The sequence below is a fragment of the Synergistaceae bacterium genome, from assembly GCA_021372895.1.
GTDB lineage: Bacteria > Synergistota > Synergistia > Synergistales > Synergistaceae > JAJFTP01.
In genome coordinates, this window is sequence record JAJFTP010000039.1 from 39,195 (window position 1) to 54,893 (window position 15,699).

Sequence of the window (15,699 nt, forward strand, 5' to 3'; positions counted from 1 at the left end):
TGCCGTCGGCAGATGCGGGCGGCATGGCTGCTCTTTAACTGCGACGTATTTCTGCAGTTTTTTGAAAGGAAGAAGAAATGTTTCTAGTTGATACCCATTGCCACTTGAATAACGAATATTACCCGGAAGGTTTGGCGCAGGTCTTACGCAATGCACTTGAAAGCGATGTGAAGCGGCTGCTTTTCGCCTCTGCCGACCTTCAGTCAAGCCGCGAAGCTGTTGATCTCGCAGCGTGGCAGACTAAAGACCCTGAGGTATGGGCGATTGTCGGGATCCATCCCCATGAGGCCCTGTCGGCTGGGGCCGGTATCCCTGATGAACTAGAAGAACTTGCGCTGAACCGGCGGGTTGTCGCGGTTGGCGAAATAGGGCTTGATTATTTTTACGACCACTCTCCTCACGAAGTGCAGCGCAAGGTGTTCTGTGATCAGATAGAGCTTGCCAAGAAGATAAAAAAACCGATAGTGATACACGTCAGAGACTCAAAAGGATCTGCCGACGAAGATGCCAACGGCGAGACAATAAAAATACTTCGGGAAACGGGAGCCGATGAGATAGGAGGTGTGATCCACTGTTTTTCAGGCAATCTTCAGAACGCTGAAGACGCGCTGAAGCTGGGTTTTTACATCTCATTTGCCGGGCCTGTCACATATCCCAAAAATACCGCGCTTCGCGAGACGGCAATGCAGATACCGCTCGACAGGATACTCTGTGAGACGGATTCACCATACCTTGCGCCTCAGGGTTTCCGCGGAAAGACGAACGAACCGTGTCATGTGCGTCAGGTATATGAGCTGATAGCGATGCTTAAAGCTATTTCTGTTGAGGAATTTGCGGAGGTAGTGCGTAAAAACGGAGACAGAATATTTGGATGGGGAAATGCAGATGTTTAAATACAGGCTTATAGCCGAATGTCACGAGACTGGGGCGCGTGCCGGAGAGTTTACTACACCGCACGGCGTAATAGAGACCCCTGTCTTCATGCCCGTAGGCACCCAGGCGACAGTTAAGGCAATGATGCCGCATGAACTTGAGGAGATGGGTGCTCAGATAATCCTGAGCAATACATACCACCTCTACATGCGTCCTGGGGCAGATATAGTTGAAGAGGCCGGAGGGCTGCACCGTTTTATGCAGTGGCACCATCCGATACTCACGGACAGCGGTGGATTCCAGGTGTTTTCCCTTGCCGAACTGCGCAAGATCACCGACGAAGGGGTCGAGTTCCACTCCCATATAAACGGCAGTAAGCATTTTATGCGTCCGGAAGACTCCATGGATATACAGCAGAAACTCGGAAGCGACATCGCCATGGCGTTTGACGAATGTGTCAACTGGCCGACGGCAGAAGAATATTCATACGCGGCTATGGAGCGAACGATACGCTGGGCGGAACGCTGCAAGGATTTTCATTCACGGGAGGATCAGGCGCTGTTCGGAATAGTTCAGGGCTCCACCTTCGAGACGCAGCGCATAGAATGTATTCATAGGCTGGAAGAGATCGGTTTTCCGGGATATGGAATAGGCGGGCTCTCCGTAGGAGAACCTCACGATGAAATGTACCGCATACTGGACGTCCTTTCTCCAGAGATGCCTAAGGACAAACCGCGCTACCTGATGGGAGTCGGATTTCCGACAAACCTTTTAGAAGGGGTGGCACGCGGGATAGACATGTTTGACTGCGTCCTTCCCACCAGGAACGGACGCAATGGTGGGGTCATCACCAGCTTTGGCAAACTGAATCTTAAAAATCAGGGTTATGCCCGCGACTTTACTCCGATAGACCCGGCGTGCGGTTGTTATGTATGCCGTAACTTCACCCGCGCCTACATCCGCCACCTCTACACGGCCGGTGAGATACTCGCGGCGCGCCTCTGCAGCTGGCATAACCTCCATTTTCTCGTCAACCTCATGAAAGATGCGCGCCGGGCGATAATAGAAGGGCGTTTCCCTGTATTTCGCCGTAATTTCCTCGAGAACTTTATGGAGGGCATATACCTTAAATGATATCTGACATGTCCGAGAGGCTTAGAATAATATTTGAACAGACGAACGCAGAACAGAGCGCTGAGATAGAAAAAGCGGCGCAGATAATTCGCTCTGGCGGACTTGTCGCATTCCCGACAGAAACTGTATACGGGCTTGGAGCGAATGCGCTTGATGCCGATGCCGTAAAAAAAATATACGAAGCCAAGGGACGCCCCTCCGATAATCCGCTTATTCTCCACGTATGCGATATAAAGATGGCGGAGTCGGCAGTCGAACTCAACTGGCGCGCAAGATTCCTCATGGAGACATTCTGGCCGGGGCCGCTATCTCTCGTGCTTAACGCAAAGCCCATAGTCCCGGAGCGTACGAGGGGCGGTCTGTCAACGGCTGCAATACGGATGCCTGACAACCGGATAGCGCTTGAACTGATACGTGCTTCCCGTGTCCCCATAGCCGCTCCTAGTGCAAACAGAAGCGGCAGGCCAAGCCCCACTGACGCTCAGGCTGTAAGGGATGATATCGGAGCTGCCGCAGACATGGTGCTCGACGGTGGACCAGCCAGAGTCGGCCTTGAGTCCACAGTGCTTGATGTGACGGGGGAGAGCCCCGTGCTCCTGCGCCCCGGCGGAATATCGAAGAAACAGATAGAAGATGCGCTTGGCATAATTGTGATGTTGCCGCAGGATAGCAACATCATAAAACGCTCTCCGGGCACAAGATACCGCCACTATGCCCCTAAAATCCCTCTTATTTTGGCCGATTGCCCTGCCGAGAGATTTGCAGATGACAAAAAATGGGCATGGATGGGGATCTCGGAGCCAGACGGAAATCCATACACAGAAGTTATTTTTGCGGATGCTGACGAGTATGCCAGGGAACTTTTCCGTGCATTTCGTACAATTGAAAAAAGCGGAGCGGAAGTAATAATAGCTGAAATACCCGATGAAACCGGAATAGGTCTTGCTTTGAAGGACAGGCTCCTTCGCGCCGCCGGCAATTGACGAGCCCGGTCTGGAATGCTATAATTCACGCTGCTTCCGGGGCGTAGCGCAGTCTGGTTAGCGTGCCTGGTTCGGGACCAGGAGGTCGGAAGTTCAAATCTTCTCGCCCCGACCATAGTAAATACTGGTTCTCGGTTTCCCGGCCGGGAACTTTTTTTATCCCTGAAAACAATGTAACGGGCATATATAAATATGGATTTTTCAGTAATTTATACATTTGACTAATTTTGTTAATCCTGATATAGTCAGCATGTGAGGTGAGTTATTATGCCGGATGATAAGACTGTTGCGCAGAATCGAAAAGCGCGGCACGAATATTTCATATTGGAATCATTCGAAACAGGCATAATGCTCTCCGGAACGGAAATAAAATCCGTCAGGGAAGGGCAGTTAAACCTGAAGGATGGATTTGCGAGAGTCGAAAACGGGGAACTGTGGCTTTACAACGTGCACATATCTCCGTATGAAAAGGGCAGCTACTACAACAAAGAACCGATGCGGCCGAGGAAGCTCCTCGTCCATAAATCGGAGATAAGAAAGCTCCTTTCAAAGACGCGTGAAAAAGGTCTCACCCTCGTTCCGCTGAAGATATACATCAAGCAGGGAAGATGGGCGAAGTGCGAACTGGCAATAGCCAAGGGCAAGCAGCTCCATGACAAACGAGATACTGCCGCAGCAAAGGACGCCAGCAGAGAAATGGAGCGGGCGATCCGCCGCAAAGTTCGCGGAGAATAATTTTAACGGCAGTTAAAGCATGCATTATGATGCTTATTACATAAGGGGACGTATGGTTTCGACAGCAGGTTGGAGGATCGGGAGGAGCGTGCCGAGGATGGGGAACCCTCGTAAATCCGGCTCCAAAACAATAATCGTCAATAACGATTACGCACTCGCTGCTTAGTTTTAAGTAGCGCGCTCTCTGGAGCTTCCGTCATCGGGCTTCAGAAGGGCGTCACAAAGATGACTGGGACCTCCTCAGCGCTTTCTGGTTGGGGTTCGAGACTCTAGGGAAGGCTGGGCAATGCGGATCCTGTCTTTGGGAGCCGCAGAGCCGAGATCAAAGCAAAGACTACGCACGTAGTGCCTCCCAGATTGGCCCCTGTTGGACCGGAGTTCGAATCTCCGCGTCTCCACCAACTATCTTAATAGACCCTCTTGAAGGGTCTATTTTTTGGGGTGCGCCCGACATGTGCGCAGGCTAGAATACTTTATCTCAAGTGTAAACAACGCTATGGTTTCTTACAACATGTCTTATAACATGATTAGTAATATTGACTTAGAGTAACCTCAGGACTAAAATATGCCGTAATACATCACATCAATACGCGGCGATAATAATTTTTATTGATCCGCATTTTATAAAAAATCAATCCAATGTATGTCGAGGCGAAGGAGTGGGTAATATGGCTTTTAACATGAAGGAATATGTGGAGGGTTTAGGTGCAAAAATTGCTCTTTCTTATCTGGACAGCGACCCTGAGACAAATATTCCAAAGATAGTGCGATGGGTCGAAAAATTTGACAGAAATGGGATTTATTCTGCAGCATATCCTTATATTGATAAGATAGCTAACGATCCTGACGATATATGGTTCAAATTTATAAAAAGTATATATAGTGATATTGATCCGAAGGTACGCAAGACCATTTTTCGCAACTTTCTGTTGAACTCTGCCATAGCAGGCTTCAACCGCAGGACCGAAAGCGAGAAAAAATATAACTGTAATGTGCCATGGGCTATGCTGATAGACCCGACAAGCGCCTGTAATCTTAATTGTGTCGGTTGCTGGGCTGCGGAATATGACCATGCTCTTAACATGGATTTTACGACACTTGACAGCATAGTAACCCAGGGCAAAGAACTGGGCACTTATATGTACCTGTTCAGCGGCGGTGAACCGCTTATGCGCAAAACAGACATAATACGCCTGTGTGAAAAGCATGATGACTGTACGTTTTTGGCATTTACAAACGCAACCCTTATTGATGATGATTTTGCCGACGAGATGTTGCGCGTTAAAAATTTTATTCCTGCAATCAGTGTAGAGGGATTTGAAGAGGAAACTGATTTCCGCCGGGGCAAAGGAACATACAGGGCAGTTGAAAAGGCCATGGATATACTTAAAAATAGAAAGCTGCCCTTCGGCATATCATGCTGTTACACAAGTAAGAATATAGATTCCATAGGCAGTGAGGCATTCTTTGACCATATGATAGAAAAGGGAGCAAAGTTTGCATGGCTCTTCACTTATATGCCTATAGGGGTGAATGCGGAGACGGATCTCATGGTAACACCGGAACAGCGTGAATTTATGTACCATCGTATCCGTGAATTCCGTAAGACCAAGCCTATTTTCACAATGGATTTCTGGAATGACGGAGAATATGTCGGCGGGTGTATTGCTGGCGGACGCAGATACCTGCACATAAATGCCAATGGAGATATTGAGCCTTGTGCGTTTATCCACTACTCGGACTCGAACATACACGAAAAGACACTGCTGGAGGCCTATCAGTCTCCTCTTTTCATGCAGTACAGAGCTAATCAGCCATTTAATGATAACATGCTGCGCCCATGCCCGTTGCTTGATAACCATGGCAGGCTGACAGAAATCGTCGAAAAATCAGGGGCTGTTTCAACGGATATGCTCAACCGGGAAAATGTGAGGGATCTATCTTCCAAATGTGAAAAAAGCGCAACCGCATGGGCGCCTGTAGCATCAAAACTCTGGTCTGACCGCACGATTAAACATATAGAACAATAAAACACAGAGAAATCCCGCTCCATAGGTTCTGTACAAGCTCGGCGGAAAATAAAACAGCGTTTTATAAAAAGTCTCTTTATTTTCCGCCTGTATATATTTAAAATCAGAATACAATCCAAGACTAACCCTCACTTTGAATATCCAAATCTGACGGAATTTTTGTTTTTAAAACGCTTGTTTTGAAATAGGGAATTATACCCTTGTTCACCTTTTACCTGTTGCTATATTGGCAATGAGCATTACCACGTAAACATAATCTGATGGGAGGTAATATTTTATGTTCAAAGCAAAAGTCGGCTCAAGTATCTCAGCAAGTGCAAAGACGGCAGGAATGGAGGCGGCTGCCGCTGCAAAAAGCGGCCTTGATTCTGTAAAGATGGCTTTTGTCTATGGAAGCTGTGAGTATAATATCGACCAAATGATGGCTGGTGTTAAAGAGGTATTACCCGGAGTTCCTGCACTTGGCAACACATCATTTACCGGAATCATCACCCCCAACGGGTTTGTGGGTTCTGATGACGGTTTCGTTGGCGTGATGGCGTTTTCAGATGAAAATATGACAGTCGGAGTTGCTGCGGCAGAGCGTGGATCCGATCCATTTGCAACGGGCAGATCAGTTGCGCTTGAGGCTATGAAGAATGCGGGCAAGACATGCGCGCCAAACTTCTTCTATATGGCTGCGTCTCCGGCGGAAGAGGAATTCTATCTCAAAGGCATCAGTTCCGTAATAGGCAGAATTCCTTTTTTTGGCGGCAGCGCCGCTGATAATTCTATCGCCGGGAAATGGAAACTTTATGCAGACGGCAAGAATTTCGGAGATGGCGTTGTTACAGCCTTCTTTTATACGGATGTCAAGATGACGAACCTCTTTACAGGCGCTTATCGGGAAACAGATGACTTTGGCGTAATAACCAAGGTTCGCGGGAATCGCACGCTGGTGGAGATAGACGGGGTCCCCGCAATGCAGAAATACGCAGAATGGATGGGCTGCGATAAGAGTTCGCTTTTAGGTATGGATCTTCTGGTGGCTGCCATTGGCGCTCCGCTTGGGGTGAAGGACCGTCTGGGTGACCTTACAGCTATACGCCACCCGATGAATGGAAATGAAGACGGATCTATGGCTATCGGCAACAACCTGGCTGAGAAGACATGCGTCATCCGTATGGAAGCGACAGTCGACGAGTTGATTGATTCCACCGGAAGTACGCTCCGGTCTCTTATAGCGAAAATGGACACAAAACCGGCGGCGTTCCACCTTGTGCATTGCGGAGGACGCAGAGCTGGGATCGGTGACAGAATTGGAGAAGTTGCGGAGCAGATCAAAAAAGCAGCTGGTGATGTCCCGTTTATAGTTGAGTTCACTTTTGGGGAATATGGTTTTGAGAGTGACAACAATAACACCTGTGGCGGGCTGATGCTCTCTTTTACAGGATTTGGCAAATAGCGGATAAATTTTTGCAATAAGGGGGACTGTGAAATGAAGATGATCATTAATGGTAGAGCGGTAGATGCATCTGACGGGAAGTCTATAGAAGTGACTAACCCGGCTACAGGGAAACTTATTGACACTGTACCGGCGGCGACCGCGGAAGATGTCAACAGGGCCGTAGCTGCTGCGAAGGCCGGACAGAAAACATGGGCAAAGGTTCCGGTCTATAAAAAAGCAGATATTATTAAGAAATTCATACTGCTTGTTGAGAAGAACAAGGAAGACCTGGCCAGGACACTCTCTGATGAGACAGGCAAACCAATTAAGGAGGCCAGGGCAGAAATCGGCAACATCGCTATTGCATTTGAAGCGTTCTCCGAGAAAGCGAAGCACCTCTATGGTGAAGTTGTACCGCCGGGGCTTGAGGCGGGTCAGGACAAGACGATCCTCTTCACACAGAGAGAGCCGATAGGTGTCGTTGCCTGTATTATACCGTTCAACTTCCCGTGCGACCTCTTCGACCAGAAGGTCGCTCCGGCGCTTCTTGCCGGAAACGCGGCAATTGTAAAGCCATCGACAGATAACCCGCTTACCCTGTGCAAACTCACAGCGTTTCTGGTTGAAGCCGGCGTTACAGACGGAGCCATTCAGATCCTCACAGGACGCGGTTCTGTTGTAGGGAGCATGCTGTGCTCACATCCTGACGTACACCTCATAACATTGACAGGTTCTACAGAAGTTGGGATAGAGACTGCTAAAACTGCGGCTGCTAATCTGGCCCACACTGCCCTTGAGCTTGGCGGGAATGATGCGTTTATAGTCCTTGAAGATGCTGATGTTGACCTTGCTGCAGAGGAGCTCATTTGGGGCCGTATGTACAACACAGGGCAGGTCTGCTGTGCTTCAAAACGTTTCCTGGTACATAAGAGCCGTGCTGAAGAATTTACAAAAAAGGCTGTTGAAAAAATCAGAGCTCTTAAGGTTGGAATGCCTTCTGATGAAGATACATCCATCGGTTGCCTTATCAGCGAAAAGGCGGCTATCGAGGTAGAAAGACAGGTCAATCTCACGGTGGAGCAGGGCGGTAAAATAATTCTTGGCGGGAAGAGAAACGGTGCATTCTATGAACCCACGGTTATTGTCAATGTCCCTAAGACCGCTGATGTGGCGAAGGATATGGAGATATTTGGTCCTGTTGTCCCCATCATCACGTTTGACATGACAGAAGAGGCAATAGAGATCGCAAATGCCTCCAAGTTCGGTCTGTGCGGATGTGTCTTCTCGAAAGACATGAAGGAGGCACTTTACGTCGCAAATGCACTTGAGTGCGGCGGAGCTGTGATCAACGGGGCCAGCTTCTTCAGAAGCTTCGAGATGCCGTTTGGGGGGTATAAATTCTCAGGCATTGGCACCGAGGGCGTAATGACCACTTTTAACGAAATGACAAGGACAAAGTCGATTGTTCTCAAGAACATACTTAAGTAGGGGCTGTATCGGTCACTTAGAATAAGTTCTATAGATAGATGGGCTATGTGCAGGTATTATTAACTGCCGTAGCCCATTTGCGTGCTACAGCTTTGGCTGCTTGCTCCATTCGTAATAAAGGATCGGGATGTCATCTTCCATGACTAATTTCTGTATGTACAGGATGCCGCCTGAAATTTGAAAATAACCCGGAAGAGAGCTGGATTTGATTATCTCCTTGCTGAATTTGTCCTGGGTATTTGTGTCTGTAATATCAAAGACTATATCGTCAGAATATGGCATGGTCCCTGAATATTGAATCAGCAGGGCATTCGCGTCTGTCCTTGCCGTTATGGTGAACTGCGTGCCTATCAGCGCATATTCATCTGCGCTGAGTTCCCGTGTCCAGAGCTTTTGTGTTCCGTCTCCGTTGATGTCGTTGACGAACCATGATATGTCGGAGGTCTTGGGATCATACAACAGACCCATTGTATACCCTTTAGCCGGCAGGTGCGGGCTGCCGGATCTGACATGCGCGATACCTTTTGGTGCCGTGTATGTCTCTATGCCGTCATGGTCGGTGAATGTATGAGTAAGTTCACAGCTGCCGGAGTAGTCAAAAATAATAGGGATCCCATCAGGACCCGGAATGGTACTTTTATAAGGTTTATCCACTGTGAGGTGGAAAGTCTCCTTATACTCACCGCCCTTGAATATGAAATCAAGGGGCAGCGCCTCTTCAATAGCGTAGGCGGTGGCCGGAAATATGAGTAATATCAGTGTTATTATGAGAAATAGTTTATTCTTCATTTTACAAGTGTAGCATAAGAGGAGAATAACGCCACTATCTTTAAAATTTTATTTTGCATTCCTGCCAACGCTTTCAGATACTTTTTTAAAAGTATGATAAAAGGGGCTCTAAGAAAACAATAATTTTCATACAGCCCCTTTTAAAATGTTGTTTTTTCTGTCTATTTTTCCAGTATTTTACTTAGCAATCTTGTAAAATTCTGTCCGTCGGGAACAGGCTCTCCCTCTGCGATTGAGGCAAGTCCCATGAGCACATTCGCCCATTCGGAAACATCGGCGTCACCTTTTTCGCTCTCGGCAGCAATTTTCTTTATCAGAGTATGGTTCGGGTTGATCTCCATCACGCGTTTCTCTTCAGGCACTTCCTGTCCCATGCTGCGGAAGAAATTCCTCATCTGGGGAGAAATGGGCTCGCCCTTTTGTACAAAGCAGACAGGAGAATCCACAAGGCGCGATGAAATCTTCACATCTTCGACCAGATCAGAGAGAGATTCCTTAAGTTTTGCGACTAAGCCTGTCTTTTCCAGCTCTTCCTCGCCTTTGCCGTTTTCTTTTTCCCCATTGTTAGGGATGTCAATATCTTCGACCGCTACCGATTTAAATTCATATCCTCCAAACTTGCGCACGCTGTTTACCCAGATTTCATCTACAGCGTCGCCCAACAGCAGGACCTCTATGTTTTTCTTTCTGAAGGCCTCGAGTTTCGGTGAGCCGGCAAGAACCGATGCAGGCGCCCCGGTGAGATAGTAGATGTACTTCTGCCCCTCTGCCATGCGCGCAACGTAGTCTTCAAGCGTTGTCTTTTCAACGCTTGAACTGTCAATCAAACAGAGTCTCATTATCTGTTCCCTGTTCTTTGTGTCGGAGATGATCCCTTCCTTGAGGACTATGCCGAACATCTGCCAGAACTTCTTGTATTCTTCAGGTTTATCCTGCTTCATCTTTTTAATGACATCGAGTATCTTTCGTGTAAGGCTGTTCTTTATCGTAGCAGTTTGCCTGTCCTGCTGGAGTATCTCGCGTGAAACGTTGAGAGACAGGTCCTCCGAATCTACGACGCCCTTTATAAAACGAAGATACTCAGGGATCAGGTCGCGACAGTCGCTCATGATGAACACGCGGCGTATATAGAGCTGTATTCCGTGTTTACCGTCCTGAAAGAACAGGTCCATAGGCGGGCGCGACGGAATATAGAGCAGTGCGCGAAACTCACTTGTCCCCTCCCCTTTGTAGCTTATCCGCTCCATTGGGTCTTCCCAGTCATGGGTGATGTGGCGATAGAACTCCTTGTATTCATCTTCACTGACTTCGCTTTCAGGGCGTGTCCAGAGGGCTTTCATGGAGTTGACGGGCTCGTTCTCCTTCTCCTCTTTCCCCTCTTCCTTTAGGAAAATCGGATATGTAACGAAATCAGAGTACTGTTTTATTATCCCGCGCAGGGTCCAGGTTGAGAGATAATCCTTCGCGATATCGTTTTCGTCATCTGTATCTCCCTTTTTTTTCATGTGAAGGGTTATGGTCGTTCCTTGTGATTCCATGTTGCCGGGAGCAATAACATAAGTTCCGTCGCCCTCTGACTCCCAAATCCAGCTCTCGTCCGTTCCGGCTTTCCTGGTTTCAACCGTTACTTTATCGGCAACGATAAAGCTGGAGTAAAATCCGACCCCGAACTGGCCTATGAGGTCGCTGTTTACACCGGATTTCGCCTCCTGAATGGCGCGAATAAACTCCTTGGTACCGCTGCGCGCTATAGTTCCGAGGTAAGAAACAAGCTCATCCCGGCTCATCCCCAGCCCGTTATCCGACACAGTAAGCGTATTGGCATCCTTGTTTATCTTTATCTCTATCTTTCCGTCCTTAGCAAGGTCAGAGAGCTCATTATTGCGGAGCCCTTCTATCCTGAGCTTGTCAATTGCATCGGATGCGTTGGAAATCAGTTCTCTGATGAATATATCCGGGTTCGAATATACAGAGTTGATCATCAGATCAAGTACCTGTTTTGCCTCGCTCTGAAATTCATATTTTTCACTTTTAGTTGACATACTGTTTCCTCCTTGGGTAATTAAAATTGAATATGCATAACATGGGAGCGGGGTATATTATACCCGTCCCCATGCTATTTTGGCTTATTCCGGATTCTCAACCCGTACAACCAGATCGTTGCCCAGATTCTCTACTTTTATCCTACATCCGTCAGCCGCTATGCCTCCGATTATGAGCCGTGCGATCTGTGTCTCAAGCTTTTTCTGCAGATAGCGTTTCAGAGGACGTGCGCCGTAGACAGGGTCATAGCCGTTTTTAGCCGCCACCGCCAGAGCTTCGGGAGTGATCTCAAGAGTTATATTGCGCTCGCGCAGCCTTGACTCCAGCTGCTTAAGCAGAAGCCTGACAATCTCAGTTATCTCCTCTATACGTAGAGGCTTGAAGATGATTATCTCATCTACCCTGTTGAGGAACTCCGGCCGGAAGCTGGACCTGAGAGCGTCCATAACTTCATTCTTCGCCCTGTCCGATATTTCGCCGCTGTTTGAGTCCATGCCGCTTATCAGAGACTGTGCACCCAAGTTGCTCGTCATGATTATCACGCAGTTTTTGAAGCTTACGGTCCTGCCGTGGCTGTCTGTAACGCGTCCGTCGTCAAGTATTTGGAGCAGTATGTTAAACACGTCAGGATGTGCTTTCTCTATCTCGTCAAAGAGTATAACTGAGTAAGGGTGCCTGCGTACAGCTTCTGTAAGCTGTCCTCCCTCGTCGTAACCGACATATCCCGGGGGTGCTCCGATCAGCCGCGACACGGTGTGTTTCTCCATGTACTCCGACATGTCTATCCGTATCATATTTTCCTCGGAATCAAACAGAGACTCTGCAAGCGCGCGAGCGAGTTCCGTCTTTCCTACTCCTGTAGGCCCGAGAAAGATAAAAGAACCTATGGGGCGTTTGGGGTCTTTTATGCCGGAACGCGCCCGCAGCACCGCATCTGATACAAGCTGGACAGCTTCATCCTGGCCTATTACCCGTCCATGGAGCATGTCGTCAAGGTGCAGAAGCTTTTCACGCTCCCCCTCCACCAGCCTGGTTACAGGGATACCGGTCCACTTTGCGACAATCTGTGCTATTTCTTCCTCCGTCACTTCTTCTCGCAACAGTCGTTTCCCATTGCCCTCAGCCGCGATCCTTTCTTCCTCCTCAAGCTGTTTCTCAAGTCCGGGCAGCGTGCCGTGGCGGAGTTGGGCAGCCTTGTTCAGGTCATATTCACGCTCTGCTTTCTCTACCTCGTGGCGCACTTTTTCTATCTCCTCGCGCAGTGCGCGGACTTTGGCGATCTTTTGTTTTTCCGTTTCATACTGTGCGCGCAGTGTATTTGCTATTTCCTTCTGGTCAGCGAGCTCTTTCTGAAGCGCCTCAAGGCGTTCCTTGCTAGCCTTGTCTTTCTCATTCTTCAGTGCAGCTTCTTCGATCTCCAGCTGCATGACGCGGCGCGATACAGCGTCAAGCTCAGCCGGCATCGAATCGATATCTGTCCTGATCATTGCGCAGGCCTCGTCAACGAGGTCAATAGCCTTGTCGGGCAAGAAACGGTCTGCAATATATCTGTTGGAAAGCACTGCCGCCGCTACAAGCGCATTGTCCTGGATCCTTACGCCGTGGTGGAGCTGGAAACGTTCCTTGAGTCCGCGAAGGATCGATATAGTGTCCTCTACGTCCGGGGCCTCTACAAGGACAGGCTGGAAGCGTCTCTCAAGGGCAGCATCCTTTTCTATGTAATTTCTGTATTCTTCCAGCGTGGTCGCGCCTATACAGTGCAGTTCGCCGCGTGCCAGCATCGGTTTCAGCATGTTGCCTGCGTCTATGGCGCCTTCGGCTTTGCCTGCACCGACTATAGTGTGAAGTTCATCAATAAACATGATGACACGTCCTTCACTCTGCTTGATTTCATTCAGGACAGCTTTGAGACGTTCCTCGAACTCCCCGCGAAACTTTGCTCCTGCCAGCAGGGAACCCATGTCGAGTGCGAAGATGGAGCGGTCCTTCAAACCCTCGGGAACATCACCGCGCAGTATACGCATCGCAAGACCCTCGACAATTGCCGTCTTTCCGACCCCCGGTTCTCCTATGAGAACCGGGTTATTTTTTGTTTTACGGCTTAATATCCGGATAACGCGGCGGATTTCCTCGTCACGCCCAATGACAGGGTCAAGCTTGTTGTCCCGCGCTGCCTTCACCAGATCACGCCCGTATTTTTCCAAAACATCGTATTTATCCTCAGGGTTGTCGCTTGTAATACGCTGATTTCCCCTTACCTCGGATAGCGTCTTTAAAAAGTTTTCTCTGGTAAGGCCAAATGTCGCAAAAACCTTTCCGCAGGGCGTTGTTACGCCCTCTGAAAGCAGTGCAAGCAAAAGATGCTCGACAGAGATGTATTCATCCTTAAGTTTATCCGCTTCATCTTCCGCTTTTACCATGATATGCGAAAGGCGCTGAGATACATATATCTTGCCGGCTTCCTGTCCGGCGCCTGATATGCGCGGGCGTTTACGCAAATCTATCTCAAGCGCATTCTTGATATTTTCAACCGGCATGTTCATCCTGCCAAGCAGTTTAGGAATAAGGCCATCCTCCTGCAGCAACAGGGCAAGAGTAAGATGTTCACCGTCAACTTCCTGCTGACCGTATCGTATTGCGATATTCTGTGCTTCGTACAATGCTTCCTGTGATTTTTGTGTAAGTTTATTCATATCCATGATTATCCCCTCCAAGGGAGCATATTTACTATTAACTATAACTGATCATACTTTGGTATATTATATAGGTCAAATAAAATCAGACAAATTCCTTAAGGAGCACCTAAGGAATATTAGACTGAATTATAGTTGATTATAGATGGGATACTCTATGAATCTATGAATTGCTTGAGATATCGCGTACCTGTAAGAATGTTCAGGATCCAATCTGATATTTCAGAATAATTGCTGATATATTAGAAATTTTACAGTATTTATGCTTGACAATCAAAAGATATAAGTTTAATATCACATGGTCGGGTGAAGAATCCGATTCAAAATATTTCCTTTTGGGAGGCAACACATTGAAAAGCAATGGCACAGTAAAATGGTTCAACGCAACGAAGGGCTACGGTTTTATTACCACTGACGAAGGTAATGACGTCTTTGTTCACTTCAGCGCTATCCAGGGCGACGGTTTCAAGACTCTTGATGAAGGCCAGAAGGTCTCTTTCGAGATTACTCAGGGCAGCAAAGGTCCTCAGGCTTCTGACGTTGAAAAGATCTAATAACCGGTATTTCTTATAATTAAGAAATCGACTATTGGAAGGGGCTGTGTGAGATCTTACGATTTCACGCAGCTTCTTTTTTAGTGCCTATATTGTAAGCGTCAAATATCCCGGACCTGGATATCATCCAAGGGTCCGGCTTACGTTGTACAGTCAGCGGTACAGGAAAATCCAGCTAATGTAGTCATAGACTATATTGACATGATTTATCCTTCATAAAAAATTGTACTACGAGTTTTTCTCTACAGAGAGTACGTTTTGAGGAGGAGTAATCTTCAGTTTCTCAAATATCTCAGCCGCTTCTGCTGTAATATCAGAGGTCATCCAAGAGGTATAGCCACCGGATCCGATAGCCCCTGCGGTAATACAGGACATTGCCTTTTCTATTCTGTGCCAGGTCATCCCTGTCTCGTTTTCCGCGACCCGTATCAGTATCATCGCCACCCGGCAGAAGATGAACATGGCGGACTCATAAGAGTCGCAGACATGCTGAAGATTTACAATAGCGGACAGACCGTCTGTTCCCTTGCGCATATCCGTAGGACCGCAGATCAGATAAAGCTGTTTGCCGCTGTGATCGAACATGAAAACTCCCCCTTGCTGTTAAGTTACGGAGGAGTTTAGACGTTTGATATTATCTGGGATAGGTACGGATGGTTTGACGCTTACGTTATTTGGGACAGGTACGGATGGTTTGACGCTTACGATTCTTTGCACGTCTAAAAAACAAATCCCTCCGATTATCGGAAGGATCCCTATTATACAGGTTTCAATGCCTAGTAATTTTAATTTGGTGGCGCTGACTGGATTCGAACCGGTGACCTGTCGGGTATGAACCGAATGCTCTAGCCAACTGAGCTACAGCGCCAAAAATGGTTGCGGGGGCAGGACTTGAACCTGCGACCTTCGGGTTATGAGCCCGACGAGCTGCCGTGCTGCTCCACCCCGCGA

At 48.1% G+C, this 15,699-nt stretch carries 12 protein-coding genes, 3 tRNA genes and 1 other RNA gene; 10 read left to right on the forward strand and 6 right to left on the reverse strand.

Features of this window, described 5'->3' with window-relative positions:
* The first annotated feature begins 77 nt into the window (after nucleotides 1–77).
* The 9 genes from LLF78_03845 to LLF78_03885 all read left to right on the forward strand — a co-directional run bounded on the left by LLF78_03845 (nucleotide 78) and on the right by LLF78_03885 (nucleotide 8,669).
* Complete coding sequence (locus LLF78_03845) at nucleotides 78–893, forward strand: TatD family hydrolase (GenBank protein MCE5201631.1); 816 nt, start codon at nucleotides 78–80, stop codon at nucleotides 891–893.
* On the forward strand, nucleotides 886–2,007 hold the full coding sequence (tgt, locus tag LLF78_03850; protein MCE5201632.1) for a tRNA guanosine(34) transglycosylase Tgt: 1,122 nt from the start codon (nucleotides 886–888) through the stop codon (nucleotides 2,005–2,007). Before LLF78_03845 ends, tgt begins: the two co-directional genes overlap by 8 nt.
* Entirely contained in the window at nucleotides 2,004–2,990 is a 987-nt protein-coding gene (locus LLF78_03855) for a threonylcarbamoyl-AMP synthase (GenBank protein ID MCE5201633.1), read from the forward strand. The genes tgt and LLF78_03855 overlap by 4 nt, the downstream gene beginning before the upstream one ends.
* Nucleotides 2,991–3,027: 37 nt before the next feature.
* Nucleotides 3,028–3,105: transfer RNA gene (locus LLF78_03860), tRNA-Pro, on the forward strand.
* A 152-nt stretch (nucleotides 3,106–3,257) separates the two neighbouring features.
* Nucleotides 3,258–3,725: an SsrA-binding protein SmpB gene (gene smpB / locus LLF78_03865; GenBank protein MCE5201634.1), complete on the forward strand. Its 468-nt coding sequence runs from the start codon at nucleotides 3,258–3,260 to the stop codon at nucleotides 3,723–3,725.
* A 44-nt stretch (nucleotides 3,726–3,769) separates the two neighbouring features.
* Nucleotides 3,770–4,126, forward strand: a transfer-messenger RNA (tmRNA) gene (ssrA, locus tag LLF78_03870).
* Between the two features lie 267 nt (nucleotides 4,127–4,393).
* Nucleotides 4,394–5,755, forward strand: a complete 1,362-nt coding sequence (locus LLF78_03875) for a radical SAM protein (protein ID MCE5201635.1) — start codon at nucleotides 4,394–4,396, stop codon at nucleotides 5,753–5,755.
* Nucleotides 5,756–6,032: 277 nt separating this feature from the next.
* Nucleotides 6,033–7,199, forward strand: coding sequence for an FIST C-terminal domain-containing protein (locus LLF78_03880; protein MCE5201636.1), 1,167 nt, complete (start codon nucleotides 6,033–6,035; stop codon nucleotides 7,197–7,199).
* Between the two features lie 33 nt (nucleotides 7,200–7,232).
* A complete protein-coding gene (locus LLF78_03885) occupies nucleotides 7,233–8,669 on the forward strand; it encodes an aldehyde dehydrogenase family protein (protein ID MCE5201637.1) in 1,437 nt (478 codons plus the stop codon).
* A gap of 84 nt (nucleotides 8,670–8,753) precedes the next feature.
* On the opposite strand, the gene LLF78_03890 is transcribed toward LLF78_03885, so the two are convergent.
* The 3 genes from LLF78_03890 to clpB form a co-directional block, all read right to left on the reverse strand.
* The gene (locus LLF78_03890) at nucleotides 8,754–9,458 is read right to left on the reverse strand and encodes a hypothetical protein (GenBank protein ID MCE5201638.1); all 705 of its coding nucleotides are present in this window, start codon (nucleotides 9,456–9,458) and stop codon (nucleotides 8,754–8,756) included.
* A gap of 161 nt (nucleotides 9,459–9,619) precedes the next feature.
* Nucleotides 9,620–11,500 carry a molecular chaperone HtpG gene (htpG, locus tag LLF78_03895; GenBank protein ID MCE5201639.1) on the reverse strand — a complete coding sequence of 627 codons (1,881 nt, stop codon included), beginning with the start codon at nucleotides 11,498–11,500 and terminating at the stop codon, nucleotides 9,620–9,622.
* 84 nt (nucleotides 11,501–11,584) lie between these two features.
* Nucleotides 11,585–14,200, reverse strand: coding sequence for an ATP-dependent chaperone ClpB (gene clpB / locus LLF78_03900; GenBank protein MCE5201640.1), 2,616 nt, complete (start codon nucleotides 14,198–14,200; stop codon nucleotides 11,585–11,587).
* A 344-nt stretch (nucleotides 14,201–14,544) separates the two neighbouring features.
* On the opposite strand from clpB, the gene LLF78_03905 reads away from it, so the two are divergent.
* On the forward strand, nucleotides 14,545–14,748 hold the full coding sequence (locus tag LLF78_03905; protein ID MCE5201641.1) for a cold-shock protein: 204 nt from the start codon (nucleotides 14,545–14,547) through the stop codon (nucleotides 14,746–14,748).
* Between the two features lie 228 nt (nucleotides 14,749–14,976).
* On the opposite strand, the gene tnpB is transcribed toward LLF78_03905, so the two are convergent.
* The 3 genes from tnpB to LLF78_03920 form a co-directional block, all read right to left on the reverse strand.
* On the reverse strand, nucleotides 14,977–15,333 hold the full coding sequence (tnpB, locus tag LLF78_03910; GenBank protein MCE5201642.1) for an IS66 family insertion sequence element accessory protein TnpB: 357 nt from the start codon (nucleotides 15,331–15,333) through the stop codon (nucleotides 14,977–14,979).
* A 206-nt stretch (nucleotides 15,334–15,539) separates the two neighbouring features.
* Nucleotides 15,540–15,616, reverse strand: a tRNA-Met gene (locus tag LLF78_03915).
* 5 nt (nucleotides 15,617–15,621) lie between these two features.
* A tRNA-Met gene (locus LLF78_03920) sits at nucleotides 15,622–15,698 on the reverse strand.
* Nucleotide 15,699 lies beyond the last annotated feature (1 nt).

Coding starts and splice junctions, on each gene's coding strand:
- LLF78_03845 (MCE5201631.1), top strand. CDS start 78: ATGTTTCTAGTTGATACCCATTGCCACTTGAATAACGAATATTACCCG.
- tgt (MCE5201632.1), top strand. CDS start 886: ATGTTTAAATACAGGCTTATAGCCGAATGTCACGAGACTGGGGCGCGT.
- LLF78_03855 (MCE5201633.1), top strand. CDS start 2,004: ATGATATCTGACATGTCCGAGAGGCTTAGAATAATATTTGAACAGACG.
- smpB (MCE5201634.1), top strand. CDS start 3,258: ATGCCGGATGATAAGACTGTTGCGCAGAATCGAAAAGCGCGGCACGAA.
- LLF78_03875 (MCE5201635.1), top strand. CDS start 4,394: ATGGCTTTTAACATGAAGGAATATGTGGAGGGTTTAGGTGCAAAAATT.
- LLF78_03880 (MCE5201636.1), top strand. CDS start 6,033: ATGTTCAAAGCAAAAGTCGGCTCAAGTATCTCAGCAAGTGCAAAGACG.
- LLF78_03885 (MCE5201637.1), top strand. CDS start 7,233: ATGAAGATGATCATTAATGGTAGAGCGGTAGATGCATCTGACGGGAAG.
- LLF78_03890 (MCE5201638.1), bottom strand. CDS start 9,458: ATGAAGAATAAACTATTTCTCATAATAACACTGATATTACTCATATTT.
- htpG (MCE5201639.1), bottom strand. CDS start 11,500: ATGTCAACTAAAAGTGAAAAATATGAATTTCAGAGCGAGGCAAAACAG.
- clpB (MCE5201640.1), bottom strand. CDS start 14,200: ATGGATATGAATAAACTTACACAAAAATCACAGGAAGCATTGTACGAA.
- tnpB (MCE5201642.1), bottom strand. CDS start 15,333: ATGTTCGATCACAGCGGCAAACAGCTTTATCTGATCTGCGGTCCTACG.